A 14890-nucleotide genomic window follows, 5' to 3' on the forward strand; every position below is an offset into this window, starting at 1 on the left:
AACCGGGACTGTAGCTGAGTTTCCGGCATGGTGGACGGCACGAAATCTTCGACTCATACCGCATGTGGGGTCGAAACGGTAAATCTTAAATTGTGGACGCTAACCAATTGGGCGAGTATGCCACACACTAAAAGATGAATCGGGCTTCACTATAGTCGCCGCGCGCCATAGACTCCGTGTGCACGTTGCCTCAACCCTGTACTACACGACTGCGTCAGACCGATAGCGGCGGAAATAGTCCTAGCAACAGTCGGCGCACCACCGGCGTTAACGCCCGGCCGGTGTGGCGAGCTGCGCTAGCGAAGCGAAAGGCTCGTAAATGAGGGTCGGATTTGTAGGGCTCGGAAGCCAGGGTTCCCCGATCGCGGAGCGTATCGCCAACTCGGGGCAGTTCGACACCGTGGTGTGGGCTCGCCGCGAGGAACCGTTGGAACCGTTTCGGGCTGGACCAGCTCGGATTGCCGGTTCGCTGGCAGAGCTAGGCGATGGTTTGGACGTCCTTGCCACCTGTGTCTTTGATGCCGAGGGAACTCGCGAAATCCTGTTCGGCCCTGGTGGCGCGGCCCATTCGATGCCGAGGGGCGCGACGGTGATCTGCCACAGCACGGTGGCGCCGCAGGAGATCGCAGACATTGGAGCCGAAGCCGGCAAGTACGGCTTACGCGTCTTGGACGCCCCCGTCAGCGGTGGCGCGCCGAAGGCCGCGGCCGGCGAGCTCATCGTCATGATCGGCGGCGACAGACAGACGTATGAACAGGCACTCCCGGTCTTGGAGACGTACTCCAATCAGATCGTCTACTTGGGCGGCCTCGGCGCCGGCCAGCAAGCAAAGCTGCTGAACAACACGATGTTGGCCGCGCACGTCGCCATCGCACACGATGTATTCGCACTTGCCGACGAGTTGGGCATGGACAGGGCCGCGCTCGGTCAGATCTTGCGCAACGGGTCCGGTCGGAGCTTCGGCGTCGAAGTCTATGCCGGTTCTGGTTCATTGGAGGCGATGATCAACTCACCGATCCGGCCGACGTTGACGAAGGATGTGAATCTCTTGACCCAGCTGCTCAAAGGCGCTAAAGCTGGGTCTGTGCTCTTGACGCCGGCCCATACCTTTGTTCAAGAGCTCGACGCTATCGATGCAACGTCAAGCTGAGCGCAGGTGACTGTCGCTAGCGCTCAGACAACTTACTGAAAGGTCGTACAGATGGATCTCACTGGAGCATCAGCCCTGGTCGTCGGTGGAGCAGGCGGGTTCGGCGAGCAAACCGTCCGCAAGTTTGCCGCGGCGGGCATGAAGGTGGTCATCGCTGATGTCGCGGAGGAGCACGGCAAGGCGATTGCTGCGGAGCTCGGTGACAGTGTGCAGTTTGCCTATACCGACGTGACCAGTGACGACTCGGTCGACGAGGCCATCGCCCAAGCACAGTCGTTGGCTCCGCTGCGGGTAACGGTAGTCGTGAACGGCGGCCCCGGCGGCGGATCGGCCGGGCGGATCGTGTCGCGAACCGGCACCCCCACGCCGATGGACCAGTTCCTGCAGACGACCGAGTACTACTTCATCGCCACGTACCGGGTAACCAGTCGTGCCGCGGCGTCTATGTCGCAGAACGAGCCACTCGCCGACAACCAACGCGGCGTCGTAATCACGACGGGGAGCATCGCTGGCTACGAAGGCCAGGTCGGGCAGACGGCCTATTCGATGGCCAAGGCGGGCGTGATCGGGCTGACGTTAACCGCAGCGCGGGATCTGGCGCCTGCGGGCGTTCGAGTGATGACCATCGCTCCGGGCACCTTTCTCACTCCGGCGTATCGAATGACTGAGGAAGAGGCCAACGCCAAGTGGGGTCCCGGAGTACCTAACCCGAAGCGGATGGGCCGTGCGTCGGAGTATGCCCAACTTGCACTCCAGATCGCTGAGAATGACTACCTCAACGGCACCACTATTCGCATCGACGGCGCACTGCGCTTCAACATCTGACCTGCAGTCGCAGGGCGGCGCCTGCAGACGTCTGCAGGCGTCTGCAGGCGTCTTACTGATCCGTTACTTCGGGGATTCGGTCGGTGGACAACGGCCGGTCCGCGGAGAACTGTCGTTGTGCCTGTACCCGAGGAGCAGGCCGGGACCGGTCGCTCTCCTTGACCAGGTTCTTTGCCTTTGCCTTGTCGGGATGCAGGAAGACGAAGCGCTTGTACGACCAGAACCTGAACATCGTGCCGATCGCGATGGTGCCGAGATTGACTACGTTCATGACGACTACGTCGTGTTTGAAGCCCAGCGGGTATTCGAAGATGGCGATGACGGCCAGGCTGAACAGCAACGTCAAGATGTTGATGCCGAAGAACACGCTTGTCTCGCGGCCGATGCTTGTTCGAGCGCGATGGGAGAACGAGAAGTAGCGATTGCCGAAGTAAGTCACGATCGTCGCCACGGTGGTCGAGATGCACTTGGCGATGACCTGGCCCTCGTGGAAAAACACGTTGAACAGCACGATGTCGATAGCAAAGCCGACCGAGCCGACCAGGCCGAATGCCATAACCTCTTTGAGCAGGAGGCGCCAAGAGGCCCGCAGATAATCTCGCAGGCTGGTTTTGGTGGCGTGGGGTGTCTGCATGTCGGTTCGTGACTCTACCCGCCGTTTTTGAGTCGGCATGCAACCTCAGGGCTGTGGGGTGGCTGTGGCGAGGGCGGCGGCGATGAGCGCCCGCGCGGCCCAGAGGATGGTTTCGTGCTGTTCATCGTCCGGCAGGCGGCGGACATCCTGCAACACGATGAGCGCCTCCCAGCCGATGACCATCGCCAGGCCTGACACCAGACGTTCGTAAGCCTCGGGTTCAAGGCGGGGGCGCAGCGGCTCGATCGCCTTCTCGATCCATGCGATCCTGCGGTAACCGCGCTTGGGTACCGCGCCGTCGGCGCCCTCTGCGGCCGCGTCCACCGTGAGCCTGACCAGCGAGCGACCCAAGGGGAGCAGCTCTGCGGATTGGGACGCGATGACGCCAATCATTGCCTCGACGCGGGCGCTGGCATCACCGCCGGCGTCAGCGGCGTCGATCGCCTCCTCGACGGCGCTGGCGCTGAGTGCGCCCACGGTTGCGTCGACGAGCAGCTGTTCGATCGTCGGGAAGTACAGATACACCGTGCGCCTCGAGACATCCGCGGCCTCGGCGACATCGGACATCGACGGGGTCTTGCCCTCCTTCAGTAACTGCATGGCCGCCGACACGATGGCGGCGCGCGTCCGCCTGCGCTGTCGGAAGCGGCCTGTCTGGTCGTGGACGTCAGCCTGGTCGTCGACACTGGCCAACTCGCTGTCTCCATTTCTGATCGATGAAAGTGGCGCTTGACAGCGCAGCCCGAAAATCTCATGATACATCTACGCACTCATTGCACACCTGTGCATTAAGGAGAGGAAATCATGTCAGCCACGATCGATCCCGCCAAACGAGCCGCGACGCTGCCACCGGCGGACCATCAGGGTCCCGTCACGCTCGTCAATTCCTTCGTAGTACCCGCGGAGCGTGACGGAGCCTTCGAGCAGATCTGGACGCGGACGAGCGCCTATTTCAGAGGCCAACCTGGCTTCATCGGGCTGCGCCTACACCGCGCGCTGTCCCCGGACGCCACCTACCGCTACGTCAACGTTGCTGTCTGGCGCTCCTCGAACGAATTCGGCCGAGCCCATGAAGCCGACGAATTTCGGCAGCTCGTCAGCGACCCGGCGTGGCGCGAGTTTCCGTCGAGCCCGGCGCTCTATGAGGTCGCAGCCAGTTACGACGCAGTTGGCAGCTCGCCGAATGCGAGCAAGTGCCCGTCAGGATCGGCGAGGACGAAATCGTAGTTGCCCCACGGCTGGTGCGTCAGCGGTGCGGTGATCCTCACACCCGCCTCAACGCACCGGTCGTGCAACGCTTGCACGTCTTCGACATCGAGGTAACAACAAGCGAAATCTGCGACAGCCGGAACCTTCACGCGGTATAGGCCGAGACTCACCTGGTCATGACCAACCATGGCGAAGTCAGGGGGCTCGCCCATCTCGACGAAGACGGAGAACCCCAGAGCTGCTTCATAGAATTGGATCGAGGCCGCCACGTCTCGCACGCCGAGGGTGATCCGGCTGCTGAGAAAGCGCGTCGTCATAGCCCGATTCTGCCAGCTTCGGTGAACGTTTCGTGCTCGCCCGTACAGGACTCTGAGCTGCCGGGTACTTTCTGTTCGAGGACAAATACGAAAGGCGCCCGGCTATGAACCCGATGCTCAACGATCTCCCTGCTGTGACTGCACCGCTCGAGGCGATCTACCGAGATCTGCATCAGCATCCGGAATTGTCCTTCGCCGAGCATCGCACCGCCGGTATCGTCGCCGACCGGTTGACCGCGCTCGGCATCGAGGTCCTGACCGGTGTCGGCGGCACCGGGGTTGTCGGAATCATCAGAAATGGCGCTGGGCCGACGGTACTTCTGCGCGCCGACATGGATGCCCTTCCGGTGCAGGAAGAGACGGGCCTGGCCTACGCGAGCACGGCGCGCGGCACTGACCCCGACGGCAACGATGTGCCGGTGATGCATGCCTGCGGCCACGATGTGCACGTCGTGTGTTTGCTCGGCGCTGCCGAGGTACTGACAACGCATTCCAGTGACTGGTCAGGCACCCTCGTCCTGGTTTTCCAGCCTGCCGAAGAACGAGGCAACGGGGCGCAGTCGATGATCGACGACGGCTTGTACGAGCGGGTGCCGAGGCCAGATATCGTGCTCGGGCAGCACGTTGCGCCTGCGCCGGCCGGCATTGTCGGCATCCACGCCGGAGCTGCCTTCGCGGCGACGGACGCTTACCGCGTTCGGATGTTCGGCCGCGGCGGCCATGGCTCCCGTCCCGAAACCACCATCGATCCGATCGTGATGGGCGCGGCAACCGTCATGCGGCTGCAGGCGATCGTCTCGCGAGAGGTTGCCGGAGGCGACACGGCGGTCCTGACGGTCGGGCAGTTTCAGGCCGGGACGAAGAGCAACATCATCTCCGACGAGGCCGTGCTAGGCATCAGCATCCGAACGGTGAACGATGCTGTTCGATCCCGCGTCATCGAGACCATGCACCGGGTGATCCGCGCCGAGGCTGAGGCGTCTGGCGCCGAGAAGGAACCAGAGATCATCGGAGAGGAGTCCTTTCCGGTCTTGGTCAACGATGTCCCGGCGACCGCTCGGGTATTCGGTGCGTTTCAAGAGGCATTCGGTGAGCAGTTCGTGATTGACCCAGGCCCGGTGACCGGCAGCGAGGACGTCAGCATCCTGTCCACAGCGGCAGGAGCACCGCTGGTGTACTGGCTGCTCGGCGGTGCCGACGCTGAGGAGTACGCGGCCGCGGTGGCGGCGGGCCGAGTCGAAAGCGACATCCCGTCGAATCATTCGCCCTACTACGCGCCGGTCGTGCAGCCGACGCTCGATCGAGGTGTCGCGGCGCTGACAGTGGCTGCGCTGGTTTGGCTGGCGCCATCGACGGCTCAGTGATGGTACTAGACAGACCGGTCTGGTACCGTTGGCTCTGTGAGTACGACGACGAAGAGCGCTGATCGGGTACCAGAACGAGTCTCAGCACGCGAGAGGTTGCTGGCCGCGGCAAACGAGCTCTTCTACGAAGAAGGTGTGCATACCGTCGGCATCGATCGGGTGATCGAGCGCGCGGGTGTGGCAAAGGCAACGCTGTACAGCGCCTTCGGTAGCAAGGACGAACTCATTCGGGCCTACCTGATCGGGCGCCACGTCGTCCGACGCGAACAGATCACCGAGGCGATCGCCCGCTACGAGACGCCGAGGCAGAAACTACTCGGCGTATTCGACGTGCTCGGCGAGTCGTTCTTGGCGCCGAACTATCACGGCTGCGCGTTCCTCAACGCGAGCGCGGAGGCTCGTCCCGGCAGCGCGATCGAAGAAGCGGTCGATGAGTATCGCGCTTGGGTCCGCAACCTCTTCCTCGAGCTGGCGACCGCGGCAGGCGCGGCGCATCCTCAGGAACTCGCTCGTCAACTGCACCTGCTGTACGACGGTGCCTCGATCACGGCTCGGATGGATCGCGATCCCGCTGCGGCTACTGCGGCACGTTCGATCGCCGCGACCCTGCTCGACGCGGCCGGGCTCGAATAGGCCGAACTTGAATAGGCCGAACTTGAATAGGCCGAACTTGAATGGGGCTAACTCGTCTCTAACGCGCTGCCAATCGCGTCGACCGAAGTCGGGTCCAACTCGACCTCGTAGTCGTCGCGAGCCAACAATTCATGCTTTGACGGTATCCCCAATGCCGCATAGAGAGCCCCGAGCAGGGCTGCGCCTGCAGCGACCATGAGTGCCAGACGAATGCCGTGAATGTAGGCGTTCTCGGCCGCTACGCGCACTGCTTGCCCGATCTCGCCCCCGAGTTTCGCCGAGACCGACAGGGCGCCACTCAATGATGAGTGGGCGTGATCTGCGTTCTCGCCGGTCAGTCCGACCGATGCCGCATCGAACTGCGAGTGATAACCGATTGCGGTGATTCCGCCGCCGAGGGCGATGCCAAGAGCCTGACCGACCTGTCGAGTGAGTTCGTTGACGGCTGATGCGCCACCGGAACGCTCAGCCGGAACCGCCGTCATGATCGCCTCCGTGCTGGCCGGCACGAACGTGCTGAACGCAAGGGCCATCATCGCAAAGCCGAGACACAGCACCCAGTAGCCGGACGTTCTGGTCAGCGTCGCGATGATCAGGGCCGAGCACGCGATAGTGGCGATGCCGCCACTCACCATCACCCTCGTCCCGAAACGGTGGATCAACCAGGGTGCTCGCGGAACGACGATGAAGTTGACCAGGGTGATCGGCGCAGAGACAGCGACGGCCGCAGCGAGTGGGGTGTAGCCCTTGACGAATTGCAGAGCCAAGCTGGAGAGATACATTGCTCCGCTCATCGCCAGGAAGGCGATCGTGAGGGCAACGGCCGCGGCACTCAGCTGCGGCTTGGCGAACAGTGGCAGGTCCAACATCGGCGACGGCGTATGCAGCTCCCAGACAACGAATGCCACCAGCAGCACCACCGCCACGATGAAGGTGCTGGCGACCGCTGGGCTCGTCCATCCCTTGTTCGGACCTTCGATGATCGCCCAGACCAAGCTCGCTAGTGCTCCCGTGGAGAGAATCGCACCGAGCACATCGAAGCGGGCCTGGGACGGATCTTTCGAGGTGGGCACCAGATAGTGGCCCATGATCACTGCGGCGATGACGAACGGGATGTTGACGTAGAAACAGAAGTTCCAGGTCGCCCAGCGCAGGAGCAGGCCACCGGTGATCGGGCCGATGAACGACCCGGTGGCGTTCATCAAGGACCAGTACGCGATTGCCTTCGTCCGTTGCGCTCGCTCGGTATATACGTTGACCAGGATCGACAAGGTCGCAGGCATGACGAGCGCGGCGCCGATGCCCATGATCGTCCGCCACACGATGAGCTGTGTCGGGTTCTGCGCGACGCCGGCGAGAATCGAGGAGACACCGCAGATGACGAGCCCGATCGTCATCACGCCGCGTCGGCCGTACCTGTCCGCCAGAGCCGAACCGGTGAGCAGCACCCCAGCGAAGGCCACGATGTAGGCGTCGACGAACCACTGCAATTGGCTGTCGGAGGCGCCTAGGTCGTGCACCAGGCTGGGCAGCGCGACGTTGAGGATGCTTGTCTGAATTGTGACGACCAGCAGGCTCGTGCACAGCACTACGAGGGGCCACGAGGACGGGCGGGTGGCAGTTCCCGCCTGTGTTTCAGACATGGTGTCCCTTCGATCCGAGCTCACGGCGCGCGCCGATGACCCGCGGAATGCTGTTATTTACCCTGATGCTCGCGCAACAGGCCGGGCAGTGGACGGCATACGTGTTCTGTTTCACGTGTTGTCAGGTCACCAGCGACCGACCTCGGGGATGACCTCGCTGCCCAGCACTTCCAGCGGCGTGATCGCCGCAACGCCGGCCACGGCGCCATGCACGACCGTGAAGCCCAACTCGTGCGCGACGCGCAATCGATCCAGCAGCCCGGTGACGCCGCCTTCTGCGTCCACAGCCAAGGGCAGTAACGCGGTCTTCTCGATCGAGGTGTAGTCGCGTCCTTCTCGCTCGCAATGCTCGCGCAGCACCTCGAGTTTATGAGCCGCTTCGGGTCCGGCGAAGATGTTGCAGGCGTCGGCGTACTTGGCCACCAAGCGCAGGGTCTTTCGCTCGCCAGCTCCGCCGATCATGATTCGCGGGCGCGGTTTCGCAAGTGGTTGCGGCGAGTTCAAGGTCTCGGTGAGGTTGTAATGCTTGCCAGTGAAGGGGCTGTTGTCGTCACTCCACATCTGCAGGCAGATCTGAATCGCCTCCTCCAGCCGTTCGAAGCGTTCGGCGGTCGGTCCGTATCCGAGACCGAGGCCGGCAGCTTCCGCTTCGTTCCACGCCGCGCCGATGCCGAGCCATGCTCGCCCGCCTGACAACACGTCAAGGGTGGTGACGGCCTTGGCCAGCAAGCCCGGTGAGCGATAGGTGACGCCGGTGACCAGCGTGAGCAGATCGACCGATGTCGTGTGCGCAGCGAGAAAACCCAAGGCCGTGTAGGCCTCCAGCATCTCGTGCTCCTTGGGACCGTTCGTGCGGATCTGCCAGACGTGATCCATGACTGAAAGCCGGGCGAATCCCACCCGTTCGGCGGTCTGGGCTATCTCTGCGAGCTTCGGGCCGAGCATGGTGGTGCCACCGGGCGAGTCGGCATCCCAGGTGAAGTTGTTGACGTGCAGTGCGAGCTTCATTCGCTATCCCTACTGTTGCTTACCATCGCTTACCGTGCCCAGCGGGACGCATCGCTCAGGCGCTTGATGGTGGCGGAATCGAGTTCAAGCTCGAATCCCGCCATGTTCTGTTCGTATTGGTCGAACGTGCGCGGGCCGATGATCACCGAGGTGACTCCGCGCCGAGCGAGCACCCAGGCGATCGCGACAGCAGTGGGCGTTGCGCCGAGCTCAGCGGCGACCTTGCCGACCTCTTCGGCAGTGCCCAGGCTCTGGTCGTCGATCATGTTGCGCCAGACGCCGCCGCGGGCCGCTCGACTGTCCGGTGGCGGTGCCTCGCCGCGCTTGTACTTACCGGTAAGGACTCCGCCACCGAGTGGGCTGTAGATCATGGTTCCCAGGCCGTGTCGCTGACAGGCCGGCAGGACATCCTCTTCGATGCCTCGGGCCGTCAGTGAATACCTGGGCTGCAAGCTGATGAAGGGCGTGCCGCCGATCTTTGATGCAGCCCATTGGGCTTCGACGATCTGCGAACCCGTCCAGTTCGAGCAGCCCAGGTAGCGGACCTTGCCCGACTGAACGAAGCCGTGCAAGGTCGCCATCGTCTCTTCGATCGGAGTGTTCGGATCAGGACGATGACACTGATAGACATCGATGTAGTCGGTATCGAGACGGCGCAGGCTCGCTTCGAGCGCGCGGACGAGATACTTGCGGCCGAGACCCTGATCATTCGGGCCGTCCCCGATCGCCCCGAATCCCTTGGTGGCCAGGACGACTTCGTCCCGCTTCGATTTGATTGCCCGGCCGACAACTTCTTCGGACTCATTGGCCGTATAGATGTTTGCGGTGTCGATGAAGTTGCCGCCGCCATCGAGAAAGGCGTCGATGATTGCCTTGCTGTCGGCTTCATTGCATGGCGCGGACGAGCTGTAGCCGAACATCATGGCGCCGAGGCATGCTCGCGAAACGTGCAGACCAGAGTTGCCGAGGTTGACGAATTCCATCAGTGCCGCCTCCTTGCTGACGGGTCGAGGCTTGGCGGCGTCCAGCCGGAGTCCATGCCTGACAGGTTGGTTCCCGGCTCGACGATCTCGTCGATGCGATCCAGCACGTCCTTGGACAGCGTGATGTCGGGTGCGCCGAGTTGGGTCTGGAGTTGCTCCAGAGTTCGCGGACCGATGATCGCCGAGGTCACGCCGGGATGTTCGAGGACGAAGGCCAGCGCAAGTTCCACGACGCTGATGCCAGCTTCGTCGGCGAGCTTGGCCAGTTCATCGGCCGCCGCCAGTTTGACGGCGTTCGCCGGCGATGCCGGATCGAAGGCGCGATTACCGTTGCTGGCACGGGAACTCGGGTCTGGCTCGGTGACCGCGTCGGAACGGTAGCGACCGCTGAGCCAGCCGCCGGCGAGGGGACTCCAGGTGATCGTCCCCATCTGGTACTGCTGGGTCGTGGCCAGTACGTCGCGCTCGATTCCCCGTACGAAGATCGAATAAGGCGGCTGCTCAGAGACCACGCGGTGGTAGTTGTGCCGCTCGGCGATCCACTGTCCTTCAACGATGCTCGCCGCCGGGTAGGTCGAGGTGCCGATGTAGCGAATCTTGCCCTGCTGTACGAGATCTGAGAGGGTGCCGAGAGTCTCGGCGAAGTTGACTCCGGGCTCTGGACGGTGCACCTGGTAGAGATCAATCCAGTCCGTCTGCAGCCGGCGCAGCGAGTTTTCTACCTCGCGGATGATCCATCGCCGCGAATTGCCTCGCTGAAGTGGATCAGTCCGGTGCATCGGGTTGTGGAACTTGGTGGCCAGGACGACATCGTCGCGCCGGCCGAGCAAGGCCTTGCCGACGATCACCTCGGACTCACCGTAGGAATAGATGTCGGCAGTGTCGACCAGATTGATCCCGGCGTCCAGGGCGCGATGAATGATTGCAATGCTCTTGTCGTGATCAGGTTCACCCCACCTGCCGAGCATCATCGCGCCGAGCACGAGGGGCGTGATCTGCAGTCCGGTATCGCCTAGCGATCGAGTTTGCATTGTCGCTGTCTCCTAGGGTGCATTGACGTAGGACGCTTGCGGGAGGCGTTGTGGGGTGCGCACAGCTGTCCTGGTTTTCCGCACGCTGCGCGCCCCGAGACGCACCCTACGCCGAAGGTGACACCCGATGTCAAGGATGGCCCGTAGGGTATTATCGCGGGATGGCCGAAGCCGCGGAAGGTTTGCGAGAGCGCACCAGGCGGGCTGTGAAGTCCGAGCTCGTGAGCGTCGGCATGGACCTGTTTGTCGAGCACGGCTATGACGAAATCACGATTGAGCAGATCGCTTGCGCGGGTGGGCTCTCGAAGCGAAGTTTCTTCCGTTACTTCGCCTCGAAAGAAGATCTCGTGCTCGGCGGGTTCGAGCGCATCGGTCAGCGACTGGCCCGAAAACTGGTCGAACGTCCGGACGACGAGCCTGCCTGGCTGGCGCTACGACGGTCCTTTGACTACCTCGTCGAGTTGAACAACGCCGACCCGCAACGCAGTCTCTTGCTCTACCGGATGCTGCATGAGACGCCCGCGTTGAAGGCGGGACAACTGGAAAAACAGTCTCGCTGGCGGGAGTTGCTCGCACCACCGCTGGCTCGCCACCTGCCGGCGGCTGAGTTCGCCTGGCAGGGCGATCCACGTGCGTACGCGATCGTTGCCGCTGCATTGGCATGCCACGATTCCGCCCTCGTTGCGTGGGTTGCCAATGACGCGAAGGTCTCGTTGCACGACCTCATCGATGCGACGATGTCGGCCGTCGCGCCGCTGACCGCGACGCCCTGACTGCTGGCCGTTGACTTAGGGAGCGGCCCGAAGCCGGACGGACAGGCACGTGACGCAGCCTTCCAGCTTCTCAAACTCCGAGATGTCGACTGGGACTGGCGTATAGCCGAGATCGGCAATCAACTCCGCGGACTTCGGTGCCGCCGTGGACATCAGTAGTCGACCGGCGCCGAGGTCGACGACGTGCGCACCGGGCTCTTCGGGCATCGACAGGTACCGCGGAAAGAAGTGCCGATCGTCAACTACCGGGTCAAAGCCGATTACGGTTCCGTCAGGCAATGCGGTGACTGCCGACTTCAGATGCAAGGCCTTGGTCAGCGGTACGGCGGTGACGGTGGCACCGCGGGTGCCCAATGCTGCGCGAAGTTGCCGGACGCCCTCGGCGTTGGTCCGCCCGCCGCGCCCGACATAGACCCGACTGCCGATCTTTAGTACATCGCCGCCGTCGAGTGTTGCGGTGCCGTTGATGGCAAGTGACTGATAACCCAGGCTCGTGAGCGCCTCCGTCGTGCCGGGGATCTCGCCTCGACGAGTGTCAGCGCCAGGAGCGGTCAGTACGGCCAGTTGCCCATACATGACCACGGTGTCCTCGACGAACACGCTGTCTGGGCAGTCGTCGGCAGCCTCCACCTCGCTGATGTCCCACCCGGCGTCGGACAGCGCGGCCACGTATTGCTGCCACTGCATGCGGGCGAGCTCGAGGTCGATCGGCACCCGCTCGATGTGGGTCGTGATGCCGTCGGCAAGAGTCGAGGCAGGGCGCCGCACCAGAGCGCGCCGGTAGTCGGTCATGGAGAGCATCCTGGCAGAACCGTCCGGTCGTCCGGTAAATGGCGACGATCGGTACTCGCTGTCAGAACGTCTGCGAGTTCGCTCCGGGCATCGCAATCAAGAGTTCCCGAGCGCGGTCGGCCAACCGGTGTTCGACCAGGACCTCGTACTTCGTGGCCACCACCTGCGTCACGGAGGAGAAATCCCTGGTGCCGCCGCGGGTGATCGCCGAGAATCCGATCTGGCTCCAGGCCAGCCCGAAGATTGCTCCGAAGATGACGACGGTAATGACGAAGCCGACCTGGTTGCCCTTGCCGAACAGGGCGAAGGCCAGGCCGATGAACAGGCCCATCCAAGCACCGGAGACGGCACTGGCGATGGCCGCCTTGCGTCGCGTCAGGCGGCCCGTCACGCGCTCGACGGATCTCAGCTCAGTGCCGACTATGACCATGTTCTGAACGGCGAACTCGTTGTCCGAAAGGTAGTCGACGACCTTCTGGGCTTGTTCGTACTTGTCATAGACCCCGAGTGACATCGGGTATTCGAGGTCGAGACCTGGTCTGGGAATGTTCGGTGTGATCGCCATGTGTCAACCTTGTCATCATCGGGGAGCCGTGAACACTATCGCCATTTGTCTGTCGCAACTGTGTCCATGACTTGTCAGCCTGACCGACCTTAGTGCCCTGTTCAACGAGTATCCCCGGTGCGCGAGTTCCCGGTGCGAGTCCTATGCGACGTTCACGGGACGGTCACGGTGCCGGCTTGCGCGGGCACGGACAGAATCGTCGTACTTCAGATCCAGCTCGGGAACCACATCCGTGCGGACCACTGGTCGTAGGTGAGCATGCCGCCGGTGAAGATCGGCCACATCCAGATGAAGTCCGCGACGACAACTCCGAGCCAGATGACGACTACGGCCGTACGCAGCAAGCGGGCCATCGGTATTCCGCGCAGCTCGATCCACTCCCGCAGACCTACGGTGCGTACCTCATCGTCACGTTCTCCATCGTCATGTTCATGTTCATGTTCATGATCATCGTCATCTTGAACGTGCTCCAGATCGTGGGCGACATCGACATCGGTGGCGGCATCAGCCCGGGCGCCTGCACGGTGCCGCTCGGCCGATGACGATGACGATGACGCAACGGCTATTCGGTCGCTGGCTGTGCGCGCCAGCATCGCCGCGACCGCCATTGTCAGAGCCAGCATCAGATACGGCATCAACGGCGTCATGTAGAAGAGGAAACCCGTCCGCCTCTGATCGTGTAGCCAGACACCCCAACCCGCGATGAAGGCCATACCGATGGCGCCCGCGCGCCAGTCTCGGGTGGTCGCCCAATGCCAGGCCAACCAGACCAGCGCGGGCAGGATCGCCCAATACATCAAGGGCGTGCCGATCAGTAGAATCTCTCGCGCGCAGTTCGGCGTTCCATCAGCTTTGAACGCACCACATCCAGACGGGTCGCTGGGGTAATAGAAAGAGATCGGCCGTCCGAGCACCAGCCACGACCAAGGGTTCGCCTTGTAGGCATGCGGCGAATACAGCGTGCTGTGAAAGATGTAGGCCTGATGGTGGTAGTCCAGCAGGCTTCGAAAACCAGACGGCAGCAGCGCAAACAGACCGTTGCCGGGGTGGGTGTCACCCCAGTGGCGATTCCAGGAATTCTCGCCGGCAAACCACCCCATCCAGGTCAAGAAGTACACCGAGATGCCGGCGACCCCGAGCGAGAAGAATGCGCCCAGCCAGGAGCGCTTTACCGCCGCGATCCAGGGCATCTCTACCCCGGCTGCCTTTAGCGCGCCCCGGTCCCAGAACAGCGACATGACCGCGAAGCCAACCCAGAACGAGAGCGCGCTCCACTTGACGCCGAAGGACAGGCCGAACATGACGCCGGCGATGAGCCGCCAAGGTCGCGGTCCCAGGCTGGGCACGCCGTTACTCAGATCTACGCCGGCTGCGTAAAGGTCGCCCAGCCGCCCGCGCAGCTGTTCGCGGTCGAGCACCAGCGCCGCGAACCCAGCCAGGATGAAGACCTGAAGGAAGATATCGAGCAACGCCACCCGGGACATGACCAGCGATATGCCATCGAGGCTCAGCAACGTTCCGGCGAGCACTCCCAGCAGGACTGAGCGAAACATCCGCATCGCGACCCGGGTCAGGATCAGGACGCTGATCGTGCCGGCGAGCGCTGGAGCCACCCGCCAGCCGAGGGAATTGTTCCCCCAGATTGCCGACGTGAACGCGATCAGCCATTTGCCCACCGACGGGTGCACGATGAACATGTAGCCGCGGTTGTCCTCGTAGCCGTAACGCAGCAGCTCCTGAGCCTCGGTCGCGTAGTAGACCTCGTCGAAGCTCTTCTCGTGCGGAAATCCGAGTGCCCAGAACCTGGTGACGGCGGCGATTGCGGTGACCACGAAGGTCCACAGCCAGCTTGAAAGTAGCGAATCGGGGCGCCACCGGGTCAGCGAATCGGGCCTCTGCCGCGACTCGACTACCGTCGTCGGAGCTGCCTCTTCGGGCAGCAGCGTCGCGGTAGGCACGCGAC

At 63.0% G+C, this 14890-nt stretch carries 16 protein-coding genes; 6 read left to right on the forward strand and 10 right to left on the reverse strand.

Features of this window, described 5'->3' with window-relative positions; genetic code table 11:
- Window positions 1-319: 319 nt before the first annotated feature.
- Together ACSMXN_RS03590 and ACSMXN_RS03595 are read left to right on the forward strand one after the other, a co-directional pair.
- Window positions 320-1150 (forward strand): NAD(P)-dependent oxidoreductase, encoded by an 831-nt coding sequence (locus ACSMXN_RS03590; RefSeq protein ID WP_022915631.1) that lies wholly within the window; start codon window positions 320-322, stop codon window positions 1148-1150.
- A 51-nt stretch (window positions 1151-1201) separates the two neighbouring features.
- A complete protein-coding gene (locus ACSMXN_RS03595; RefSeq protein ID WP_022915630.1) occupies window positions 1202-1975 on the forward strand; it encodes an SDR family NAD(P)-dependent oxidoreductase in 774 nt (257 codons plus the stop codon).
- Window positions 1976-2027: 52 nt separating this feature from the next.
- Here ACSMXN_RS03595 and ACSMXN_RS03600 read toward each other — a convergent pair whose 3' ends face one another.
- Together ACSMXN_RS03600 and ACSMXN_RS03605 are read right to left on the reverse strand one after the other, a co-directional pair.
- On the reverse strand, window positions 2028-2609 hold the full coding sequence (locus ACSMXN_RS03600) for a GtrA family protein (protein WP_022915629.1): 582 nt from the start codon (window positions 2607-2609) through the stop codon (window positions 2028-2030).
- 45 nt (window positions 2610-2654) lie between these two features.
- Window positions 2655-3371 carry a TetR/AcrR family transcriptional regulator gene (locus tag ACSMXN_RS03605; protein ID WP_081649368.1) on the reverse strand — a complete coding sequence of 239 codons (717 nt, stop codon included), beginning with the start codon at window positions 3369-3371 and terminating at the stop codon, window positions 2655-2657.
- Window positions 3372-3413: 42 nt separating this feature from the next.
- Between ACSMXN_RS03605 and ACSMXN_RS03610 the strand changes: the two genes are divergently transcribed.
- Window positions 3414-3836, forward strand: coding sequence for an antibiotic biosynthesis monooxygenase family protein (locus ACSMXN_RS03610; protein ID WP_022915627.1), 423 nt, complete (start codon window positions 3414-3416; stop codon window positions 3834-3836).
- Here the strand turns inward: ACSMXN_RS03610 and ACSMXN_RS03615 are convergent.
- Window positions 3767-4135 carry a VOC family protein gene (locus tag ACSMXN_RS03615; protein WP_022915626.1) on the reverse strand — a complete coding sequence of 123 codons (369 nt, stop codon included), beginning with the start codon at window positions 4133-4135 and terminating at the stop codon, window positions 3767-3769. The two genes, ACSMXN_RS03610 and ACSMXN_RS03615, sit on opposite strands and share 70 nt — an antisense overlap.
- Before the next feature lie 104 nt (window positions 4136-4239).
- Between ACSMXN_RS03615 and ACSMXN_RS03620 the strand changes: the two genes are divergently transcribed.
- On the forward strand, window positions 4240-5499 hold the full coding sequence (locus tag ACSMXN_RS03620) for an amidohydrolase (protein ID WP_022915625.1): 1260 nt from the start codon (window positions 4240-4242) through the stop codon (window positions 5497-5499).
- Between the two features lie 36 nt (window positions 5500-5535).
- Window positions 5536-6132: a TetR/AcrR family transcriptional regulator gene (locus tag ACSMXN_RS03625; protein WP_022915624.1), complete on the forward strand. Its 597-nt coding sequence runs from the start codon at window positions 5536-5538 to the stop codon at window positions 6130-6132.
- Between the two features lie 47 nt (window positions 6133-6179).
- Here ACSMXN_RS03625 and ACSMXN_RS03630 read toward each other — a convergent pair whose 3' ends face one another.
- The 4 genes from ACSMXN_RS03630 to ACSMXN_RS03645 all read right to left on the reverse strand — a co-directional run bounded on the left by ACSMXN_RS03630 (window position 6180) and on the right by ACSMXN_RS03645 (window position 10797).
- On the reverse strand, window positions 6180-7775 hold the full coding sequence (locus ACSMXN_RS03630; protein WP_035944841.1) for an MFS transporter: 1596 nt from the start codon (window positions 7773-7775) through the stop codon (window positions 6180-6182).
- 126 nt (window positions 7776-7901) lie between these two features.
- Complete coding sequence (locus ACSMXN_RS03635; protein WP_022915622.1) at window positions 7902-8783, reverse strand: LLM class F420-dependent oxidoreductase; 882 nt, start codon at window positions 8781-8783, stop codon at window positions 7902-7904.
- 29 nt (window positions 8784-8812) lie between these two features.
- A complete protein-coding gene (locus tag ACSMXN_RS03640; RefSeq protein WP_022915621.1) occupies window positions 8813-9766 on the reverse strand; it encodes an aldo/keto reductase in 954 nt (317 codons plus the stop codon).
- Window positions 9766-10797 (reverse strand): aldo/keto reductase, encoded by a 1032-nt coding sequence (locus ACSMXN_RS03645; protein WP_022915620.1) that lies wholly within the window; start codon window positions 10795-10797, stop codon window positions 9766-9768. The genes ACSMXN_RS03640 and ACSMXN_RS03645 overlap by 1 nt, the downstream gene beginning before the upstream one ends.
- A gap of 161 nt (window positions 10798-10958) precedes the next feature.
- On the opposite strand from ACSMXN_RS03645, the gene ACSMXN_RS03650 reads away from it, so the two are divergent.
- On the forward strand, window positions 10959-11570 hold the full coding sequence (locus ACSMXN_RS03650) for a TetR/AcrR family transcriptional regulator (RefSeq protein WP_022915619.1): 612 nt from the start codon (window positions 10959-10961) through the stop codon (window positions 11568-11570).
- Window positions 11571-11585: 15 nt separating this feature from the next.
- Here ACSMXN_RS03650 and ddaH read toward each other — a convergent pair whose 3' ends face one another.
- The 3 genes from ddaH to ACSMXN_RS03665 form a co-directional block, all read right to left on the reverse strand.
- Entirely contained in the window at window positions 11586-12362 is a 777-nt protein-coding gene (ddaH, locus tag ACSMXN_RS03655) for a dimethylargininase (RefSeq protein WP_027140006.1), read from the reverse strand.
- Window positions 12363-12423: 61 nt separating this feature from the next.
- Window positions 12424-12927 (reverse strand): general stress protein, encoded by a 504-nt coding sequence (locus ACSMXN_RS03660; protein WP_022915617.1) that lies wholly within the window; start codon window positions 12925-12927, stop codon window positions 12424-12426.
- 206 nt (window positions 12928-13133) lie between these two features.
- On the reverse strand, window positions 13134-14885 hold the full coding sequence (locus ACSMXN_RS03665) for a phospholipid carrier-dependent glycosyltransferase (protein WP_022915616.1): 1752 nt from the start codon (window positions 14883-14885) through the stop codon (window positions 13134-13136).
- Window positions 14886-14890: the final 5 nt, after the last annotated feature.

Source organism: Parajatrophihabitans canadensis (assembly GCF_053764775.1).

Coding starts and splice junctions, on each gene's coding strand:
- ACSMXN_RS03590 (WP_022915631.1), top strand. CDS start 320: ATGAGGGTCGGATTTGTAGGGCTCGGAAGCCAGGGTTCCCCGATCGCG.
- ACSMXN_RS03595 (WP_022915630.1), top strand. CDS start 1,202: ATGGATCTCACTGGAGCATCAGCCCTGGTCGTCGGTGGAGCAGGCGGG.
- ACSMXN_RS03600 (WP_022915629.1), bottom strand. CDS start 2,609: ATGCAGACACCCCACGCCACCAAAACCAGCCTGCGAGATTATCTGCGG.
- ACSMXN_RS03605 (WP_081649368.1), bottom strand. CDS start 3,371: ATGTATCATGAGATTTTCGGGCTGCGCTGTCAAGCGCCACTTTCATCG.
- ACSMXN_RS03610 (WP_022915627.1), top strand. CDS start 3,414: ATGTCAGCCACGATCGATCCCGCCAAACGAGCCGCGACGCTGCCACCG.
- ACSMXN_RS03615 (WP_022915626.1), bottom strand. CDS start 4,135: ATGACGACGCGCTTTCTCAGCAGCCGGATCACCCTCGGCGTGCGAGAC.
- ACSMXN_RS03620 (WP_022915625.1), top strand. CDS start 4,240: ATGAACCCGATGCTCAACGATCTCCCTGCTGTGACTGCACCGCTCGAG.
- ACSMXN_RS03630 (WP_035944841.1), bottom strand. CDS start 7,775: ATGTCTGAAACACAGGCGGGAACTGCCACCCGCCCGTCCTCGTGGCCC.
- ACSMXN_RS03635 (WP_022915622.1), bottom strand. CDS start 8,783: ATGAAGCTCGCACTGCACGTCAACAACTTCACCTGGGATGCCGACTCG.
- ACSMXN_RS03640 (WP_022915621.1), bottom strand. CDS start 9,766: ATGGAATTCGTCAACCTCGGCAACTCTGGTCTGCACGTTTCGCGAGCA.
- ACSMXN_RS03645 (WP_022915620.1), bottom strand. CDS start 10,797: ATGCAAACTCGATCGCTAGGCGATACCGGACTGCAGATCACGCCCCTC.
- ACSMXN_RS03650 (WP_022915619.1), top strand. CDS start 10,959: ATGGCCGAAGCCGCGGAAGGTTTGCGAGAGCGCACCAGGCGGGCTGTG.
- ddaH (WP_027140006.1), bottom strand. CDS start 12,362: ATGACCGACTACCGGCGCGCTCTGGTGCGGCGCCCTGCCTCGACTCTT.
- ACSMXN_RS03660 (WP_022915617.1), bottom strand. CDS start 12,927: ATGGCGATCACACCGAACATTCCCAGACCAGGTCTCGACCTCGAATAC.